7 protein-coding genes and 1 tRNA gene are annotated in these 7,010 nt (G+C 57.2%); 2 read left to right on the forward strand and 6 right to left on the reverse strand.

Annotation, left to right across the window (positions count from 1 at the left end; genetic code table 11):
• Positions 1 to 676 precede the first annotated feature (676 nt).
• Together V8G57_RS26120 and V8G57_RS26125 are read left to right on the forward strand one after the other, a co-directional pair.
• On the forward strand, positions 677 to 1,456 hold the full coding sequence (locus V8G57_RS26120; protein ID WP_342831951.1) for a hypothetical protein: 780 nt from the start codon (positions 677 to 679) through the stop codon (positions 1,454 to 1,456).
• Positions 1,457 to 1,480: 24 nt separating this feature from the next.
• Positions 1,481 to 1,840 carry a hypothetical protein gene (locus tag V8G57_RS26125; RefSeq protein ID WP_342831953.1) on the forward strand — a complete coding sequence of 120 codons (360 nt, stop codon included), beginning with the start codon at positions 1,481 to 1,483 and terminating at the stop codon, positions 1,838 to 1,840.
• Positions 1,841 to 1,859: 19 nt separating this feature from the next.
• Here V8G57_RS26125 and V8G57_RS26130 read toward each other — a convergent pair whose 3' ends face one another.
• The 6 genes from V8G57_RS26130 to V8G57_RS26155 form a co-directional block, all read right to left on the reverse strand.
• Positions 1,860 to 2,288, reverse strand: coding sequence for a hypothetical protein (locus tag V8G57_RS26130; protein ID WP_342831955.1), 429 nt, complete (start codon positions 2,286 to 2,288; stop codon positions 1,860 to 1,862).
• A 255-nt stretch (positions 2,289 to 2,543) separates the two neighbouring features.
• Positions 2,544 to 2,619: transfer RNA gene (locus V8G57_RS26135), tRNA-His, on the reverse strand.
• Positions 2,620 to 2,716: 97 nt separating this feature from the next.
• Positions 2,717 to 3,583, reverse strand: coding sequence for a glutamate racemase (murI, locus tag V8G57_RS26140; RefSeq protein ID WP_342831957.1), 867 nt, complete (start codon positions 3,581 to 3,583; stop codon positions 2,717 to 2,719).
• 17 nt (positions 3,584 to 3,600) lie between these two features.
• Entirely contained in the window at positions 3,601 to 5,139 is a 1,539-nt protein-coding gene (locus V8G57_RS26145) for a FumA C-terminus/TtdB family hydratase beta subunit (protein ID WP_144741784.1), read from the reverse strand.
• A gap of 81 nt (positions 5,140 to 5,220) precedes the next feature.
• Positions 5,221 to 5,835 (reverse strand): YqhA family protein, encoded by a 615-nt coding sequence (locus V8G57_RS26150; RefSeq protein ID WP_342831959.1) that lies wholly within the window; start codon positions 5,833 to 5,835, stop codon positions 5,221 to 5,223.
• Positions 5,836 to 5,868: 33 nt separating this feature from the next.
• Positions 5,869 to 6,765, reverse strand: a complete 897-nt coding sequence (locus V8G57_RS26155; RefSeq protein ID WP_342831961.1) for a DMT family transporter — start codon at positions 6,763 to 6,765, stop codon at positions 5,869 to 5,871.
• Positions 6,766 to 7,010: the final 245 nt, after the last annotated feature.

The raw sequence follows: 7,010 nt of genomic DNA on the forward strand, positions 1-7,010 counted from the left end.
CGCCGGCTTGCGTGGCTGGGCTGCGAATGGCGGAGTGCGCTGGAATTTCTAGGGTAACGAATCGTGGGTATTCTGCGAGCGCGGTAAGGCGCACCCCGTAGATACTGTCATTGCAAGTCTTGAAAACGGTTCTTGTGGCGTGCTTTTAGCCTATGAAGGCACGCGCTTTGATAAATCTGGTAATTGCGAAATATCAGTATTGGGGGGCAACTCAGCTTAAACGACTTAAAAATATTAACGTGGTTAATAAGTAACACGGTAAGCCGACGTATGTAGCGCGAACCACAATCACCCTCAGTGCAAGCCGATTGAGAGGAGTCCGTGATGCCACCTCACGATTCGCAAAATTTTAAGACTTTTCCTATATTTCCGGCCCGCCCGCAACGTAGGATGGCGCCCTTAAATCAGAATTATCGCAACGGCAGATCCGCCTAGTCAATCGGGGTTGATGGCCTGTAACAAACATCCGGGCATGAAGCAAGCCCAGCAAGTGAAAATGCGACTAGTTGATATCGATGCTTCGCCGGGGATTGAGCCTGATTTTGAGGGGTAATTTCAGCGTAGCCTTGCTTCGTTATTGAAGTCTTAAAGTCCTATGAAGTAGCGACAAAAAAATCTGGCATCCCAGCGATGGATGTCCGACACGTGCCGTTCCATCCCATTTGCGAGGTATTCAATGAATATCAGCTTTACTTTCACTGTAAAAGAAGAGTCCTTATCCGTGGAAGAGGGCCATGAAAGGTTGACTCAGCTTCTCGCCGCCATACGCCCATTTCTGCCGATCCCTGAGTGGTACGTCACTCCAGGTAAAAAAGGTCGTCTGGTAGCCGTGTCTGACTCTGTTCAATTTCTGGCACGAGCCAGGCATGATTTGGCTGAACACATCAGGGCATGGTCTGCAATCGGGATATTGCCTGAATATCCATTTGGGTTTGAAGTAACGCTGACCAGCGCCATGGATGAGAAAGCCTACGATACAGAGGAAGGTATTTGTACACTGAGATTCAAACCGGGTGGGGGGAGAATTCAGCTACATATCCGTACACCCGATCTCGCCTGGCCAAGCAGGCTCACCGAGCGGATGAAAAGCATTCTCAACGCGGTGTTGCATCTGAATCCCGCGTCCATTGAATTTGCATCGCTTGATGTTGAGCAGCTTCCTAGGAAAGATGGCGAACGCGGCACTGATCAGTACAGCTTCGATTTCAGCCCCTTCCCCTATCCCCGGTTCCTCGGGTGGATGGGCTTTGTTCCCAAAGTCTTAAAACCTCAAGATATCCCTGAAGCCGCCGAAGTTATCTCATTGCCCAACTGTCACGGCTCCATCGTCATCGCCGTGGGCGACATCTTCGATCTTCGCAATCCCCAGCACATCAAGCAAGCCCAGCAGGTGGAAATGCGACTTGCTGCTCTTGATGCCTTGCCGGAGATCGAACGAAATTTAAAAATGACTTAATTTTAACTACGGAGAAAAATCGGCATGCATCCAGTCATCGCAAAAACTTTCGGAGGGCTGTCGCCTCAATATTACTTTCGCCAATTTGTGTTCGGGCTGATTTTCCCCGCTCTGTATTTTTTTGTGTCGAGCAAAGGAAATCATTCGATGCAAGCGGCAATGATTGTTTTTCTTGTAGCGAGCACTCTGCTTTACCCTTATTCCCGCTTTGTTTACGAAAACATCGTGAATTTCATCATGGGCCGGAACGTGTTCCTGACCCACGCTCTGCTGTTGCTTTTTGTGAAGCTGGTGACCATGGCGATTTGCTGGAGCCTGGCGATATTCATCGCACCTGTCGGCCTGGCATATCTCTACTGGCATCACAGCAAAGAGGGATCATAAAACGCAACGCCTTACCGCGTTACTGATAGTCAGGGATGAATCGCTGCAGAGCGGTGCGGGAGGAACTCCCTGCCGTTTGCAGGCGGTAGAAATAGGTCTTGTCGGCTTTGAGATCCTGCGCGACTGTGTTGAGGGAATATGTGGCGGAGCCATCTGTTGGAGTGGCGCCAAAAACATGCTGGCCCGGCGGCAGCATGAACTCCACTTTTTCACCTGGGTTCAGCGAGGCCGCTTTTTTTCCGTCTATGTACAGATGCTGATACCCGCCGCCGCCGGAGACCCCGTTATCCCTTACGAATACCGCACGGGCATTGTTTGCCAGCGGCAGTGCGTCGGGGCGGAACACGCGTTCCATCGCTACGGACTTCACTTCGTTGATCGAAACGGGGGAGGTTGCGCACCCGGTGATCGAAATCGCCAAAGCGGCCAGGAGTAAGCTGAATTTCATTTGGAGCCTTTCTGTGTAGTTGGCAGGTTGGTCTCAAATGCGCATGCTGATGATGTTCGCCCTGAATGGACTGTCCGGTAAGTCTAACGTTCTATTTTTATTTTCCGCCGAGACAGATTTTGTCAATTAACCCGGACAAACGCAAAAAAGCCCACCGAATGGATGGGCTTTTTTGTCATATCGTGAATTTTGTTGTCAATTTCACGATAATTAAAATCAAGCGTTATTCTAACTACTTGATTTTATTGAATTCTTTGGGGTGGCTGACGGGACTCGAACCCGCGACAACAGGAATCACAATCCTGGACTCTACCAACTGAGCTACAGCCACCATTGCGGTACTACTGAACTGCCATGCTTGTTCAGCACTAAGGCAGCTGGCTATTATACAAAGTAACCTGCCGCCTGGCAAATCAAATAACGGTTAATTATGAAATTCCCGCCGGCTGGGCGATTGCGGCTACCGTCGATACCGGCGGCTGCAGTTGCAGCAGCCGGGCGAACGGGATGCTGATGGCCGACTCGCTGCCGCTGGTGAAGGCGCTTACCCAGCCGCTGTGCGGTGCGGCCTGCAGCAGTCCGTTTTCAGCCAGGACCTTGGCCAGCTGGCGGCTGACCGCGGCGCCGGTGTCGATGATGGTTACCGGTCCGGACGCCAGCTCGGCCACGATTTCCTCGATCAGCGGGCGCACAAAAGGGTAGTGGGTACAGCCCAGCACCAGGGTGTCGGCGCCTTGCGCGAGCAGCGGTGCGATATAACGGCGCAGCAGCAGCGCGGTCTGCGCCGAGCGCAATTCGCCTTTTTCAATCTGGTCGACCAGGCCGACGCAGGCTTGCAGCTCGAAATGCACGCCGCTGGCCGCGCTGATCTGCTCTTGCAGCGCCAGCAGCCGCGCGCTTTGCAAGGTGGCCTTGGTAGCCAGCACGCCGACAATCTTGCTGCGGCTGTGCGCCGCGGCCGGCTTCAGACCGGGTTCGATGCCGATCACCGGCAACGCCGGGTAAGCGCTGCGGATCGCCTTGATGGCGGCGGTGGTGGCGGTGTTGCAAGCCACTACCAGCGCCTTCACGCCTTGCTGCAGCAGGAACTGGGTCACCGCCAGCGAGCGCGCGGAAATCTCCGCTTCCGACCTGTCGCCATACGGCGCATAGGCGGAATCGGCAAAATACAGCAGGTCTTCCAGCGGCAGGTCCTGGTGGATATGGCGCAGCACCGACAAGCCGCCGATGCCGGAATCGAAAATGCCGATGGGCGCGTGCTGCGCCATCGGCATTGCTTGCGTGTCGCCGCTCATCTATCGGAACCGGACGGTCAGATGGCGGTGACGGGGATCTTCGAGAGCGCTGCGTGGGCGATCTTTTCCTGCCATTCCTTGGGTCCGGTGTTGTGCACCGAGATGCCGTTGGAATCGACCGCCACCGTGACCGGCATGTCCTTGACGTCGAACTCGTAGATCGCTTCCATGCCAAGGTCGGCAAAACCCAGCACCTGGGCCGACTTGATCGCCTTCGACACCAGGTAGGCGGCGCCGCCGACAGCCATCAGGTAAGCCGACTTGTGTTTCTTGATCGATTCGATCGCGGTAGGGCCGCGTTCCGATTTGCCGATCATCGAAATCAGGCCGGTCTGTTCCAGCATCATGTCGGTGAACTTGTCCATGCGGGTCGCGGTAGTCGGGCCGGCCGGGCCCACCACTTCATCGCGCACCGGATCGACCGGGCCGACGTAGTAGATGACGCGGTTGGTGAAATCGACCGGCAGCTTTTCGCCCTTGGCCAGCATTTCCTGGATGCGCTTGTGCGCAGCGTCGCGGCCGGTCAGCATCTTGCCGTTCAACAGCAGGGTCTGGCCCGGTTTCCACGAAGCGACTTCTTCCTTGGTCAGGGTATTCAGGTCGACCCGTTTCGATTTCTCGGTATCCGGCACCCAGTGCACTTCCGGCCATTCCGACAGCGACGGCGGTTCCATGTAGGCCGGGCCGGAACCGTCCAGCACGAAGTGGCCGTGGCGGGTGGCGGCGCAGTTCGGGATCATCGCCACCGGCTTCGATGCTGCGTGGGTCGGGTGCATCATGATCTTGACGTCGAGCACGGTAGTCAGGCCGCCCAGTCCTTGCGCGCCGATGCCGAGCGAGTTCACTTTCTGGAACAGCTCGATGCGCAGTTCTTCGGTCTTGTTTTGCGGGCCGCGCTTGAGCAGGTCGTACATGTCGATGTCTTCCATCAACACCTGCTTCGCCATCAGCATCGCTTTTTCCGCGGTGCCGCCGATGCCGATGCCGAGCATGCCTGGCGGGCACCAGCCGGCGCCCATGGTCGGCACGGTCTTCATGACCCAGTCGACCAGCGAATCGGAAGGGTTGAGCATGACGAACTTGGTCTTGTTTTCCGAACCGCCGCCCTTGGCTGCGATCTGCACGTCCACTGTGTTGCCTGGCACCAGTTCCATGTGCACCACGGCCGGCGTGTTGTCCTTGGTGTTCTTGCGTTCGAACTGCGGGTCGGCCACGATCGAGGCGCGCAGCATGTTGTCCGGGTTCAGGTAGCCGCGGCGCACGCCTTCGTTGACGGCGTCGGTGATCGAACCCTTGAAGCCTTCGAAGCGCACGTCCATGCCGATCTTCAGGAACACGTTGACGATGCCGGTGTCCTGGCAGATCGGCCGCTTGCCTTCGGCGCACATGCGCGAGTTGGTCAGGATCTGGGCGATGGCGTCTTTTGCCGCAGGGTTCTGCTCCTGCTCATAGGCGCGCGCCAGGTGCTGGATATAGTCGACGGGATGGTAATAGCTGATGTACTGGAGCGCAGCGGCTACCGACTCGATGAGATCTTCTTGCTTGATCGTGGTCAGGGTGGCTAGGGTGGTCATGGCGTATCTCTTTAAGATGCTCGGTCAAAGGTCAGGAAATGGGTGGTGCGGATACAGCTGGAATCAATGGCCCTGGCTGGCCTGGTTCTGGGTCGCCGTCATGATGCGGTCGCACCAGGCGATCGCCAGCGCCGACAGCAGGAAAGTGATGTGGATGCCGGTCTGCGCCAGCAGCGTCTTGACATCGTAGGCATTGGCGTTGATGAAGGTCTTCAGCAAGTGGATCGACGAAATGCCGATGATCGCCATCGCCAGCTTCACCTTCAGCACTGAGGCGTTCACATGCGACAGCCATTCCGGCTGGTCCGGATGGCTTTCCAGGTTCATGCGCGAAACAAAGGTTTCATAACCGCCGACGATCACCATGATCAGCAGGTTGGAAATCATGACGACGTCGATCAGCCCCAGCACCACCAGCATGATGGTGGCTTCGGTCAGCTTGGTCGGGCGCACCGCGCCGTCGATCGTGACGACGTCGAGGATGTGGTCGAGCGAGGCCGCATTGCCGAACACGGCGCCGATCAGGTCGGTCAGTTCGACCCAGAAATGGAATACATAGACGCATTGCGCCAGGATCAGGCCCAGGTACAGCGGCAGTTGCAGCCAGCGGCTCATGAAAATCAGGTTCGGCAGGACGCCGATGGTTTTTTTTGGCGCGGATGCTTGCATGTTGCTCATTGGAATTGTCGGGAAGGGGAAAGCGTCGCTATTTTACACTTCTTGGGCGGTTTTCATGGGCTGCGGCCAGCTGGCCACCGCAATCCCGGCCAATACCAGCGCCAATGCGGCGAAATGGCCCCAGCTCAGGCTCTCGTGCAGGAACACCACGCCGATGAAAGCCGCCGCCAGCGGCATCAGGGCGGTGAAGATGCCGGCGACGTTAGCCTGCACGTGCTTGGTGCCGGTCAACCATAGCCAGAACGCGATCACGCTGGCCGCCAGCGCGTACCAGAGCATCAGCAGCCACATGCCGGGCGTGACCTGGCTGAAATCGTAGGAGAGGGCTGCGGTCAGCCCGAACGGCAGCATCAGCAGCAGGCCGAACAGATGGCTGTAGGCGGTGATGCGCATCGGCGACAGGGTTTGCGTCAAGCGCTTGGAGAGCACCACGTAAGTGGCTTCGCAGGCTACCGCGGCCAGCACCAGCAGGTTGCCCAACAGCGGCGCTTGGCCGCCGTCGCCGCTGCCGCTCTTGCTCAGGTTGAGTACGGCGATGCCGGCGATCGCCAGCAGGATCGAGGCCAGGGTGCGCGGCTGCAGCCGCTCCTTGAGGATCAGGCGCGACAGGATCGCCACCGCCGCCGGCAGGGTGCTGGTGATGACGCCGGCGGCGGTCGCGGTGGTGTGCTGGACGCCGTACAGCATGCACAGTGTAAACAGGAAGGTGCCGAAGAACGCCTGGCCGAACAAGGTCAGCCATTCGTGGCGCTGCAGACGCGGCGCGGCCTTGAAGAATTGCGGCGCCATCACGACCACGGCAATCACGAAGCGCAGCAAGCCGAACACCAGTACCGGCATTACGGCGATGATGGCCTTGCCGAAACCGATATTGGCGCCTACCAGCATCATGGCTAGCGCCAGGTAGGCATAAGATTTTGTGTGTTGCATGGGCTGTAGGTGGCTGTAGGAATGAGCTGAATGTGCGATGATAACCGACTGAGAGGCTCTGGTAGCGTTAGCATCTTGCAACGTAAGGCTTGAGTAAGTGTAAAAGTTTATGTTTAGCGTCAACTATTAAAAGCAGGAGACAGCATGGCGAACATCGAAACCTTTGGTCAGGAAACCCGCATTTTTCCGGCCCCCGCAGAATTTTCCAGGACCGCGGCAATTTCCGGCATGGACGCCTACCGCGC

The organism is Collimonas rhizosphaerae (assembly GCF_038896935.1).
In the GTDB taxonomy this organism is placed as follows: Bacteria; Pseudomonadota; Gammaproteobacteria; order Burkholderiales; family Burkholderiaceae_D; genus Collimonas; species Collimonas rhizosphaerae.

Excerpts from the sequence above, each read along its gene's own strand:
- V8G57_RS26130 (WP_342831955.1), bottom strand. The coding sequence starts at position 2,288 with ATGAAATTCAGCTTACTCCTGGCCGCTTTGGCGATTTCGATCACCGGG.
- V8G57_RS26150 (WP_342831959.1), bottom strand. The coding sequence starts at position 5,835 with ATGAGCAACATGCAAGCATCCGCGCCAAAAAAAACCATCGGCGTCCTG.
- murI (WP_342831957.1), bottom strand. The coding sequence starts at position 3,583 with ATGAGCGGCGACACGCAAGCAATGCCGATGGCGCAGCACGCGCCCATC.
- V8G57_RS26155 (WP_342831961.1), bottom strand. The coding sequence starts at position 6,765 with ATGCAACACACAAAATCTTATGCCTACCTGGCGCTAGCCATGATGCTG.
- V8G57_RS26120 (WP_342831951.1), top strand. The coding sequence starts at position 677 with ATGAATATCAGCTTTACTTTCACTGTAAAAGAAGAGTCCTTATCCGTG.
- V8G57_RS26125 (WP_342831953.1), top strand. The coding sequence starts at position 1,481 with ATGCATCCAGTCATCGCAAAAACTTTCGGAGGGCTGTCGCCTCAATAT.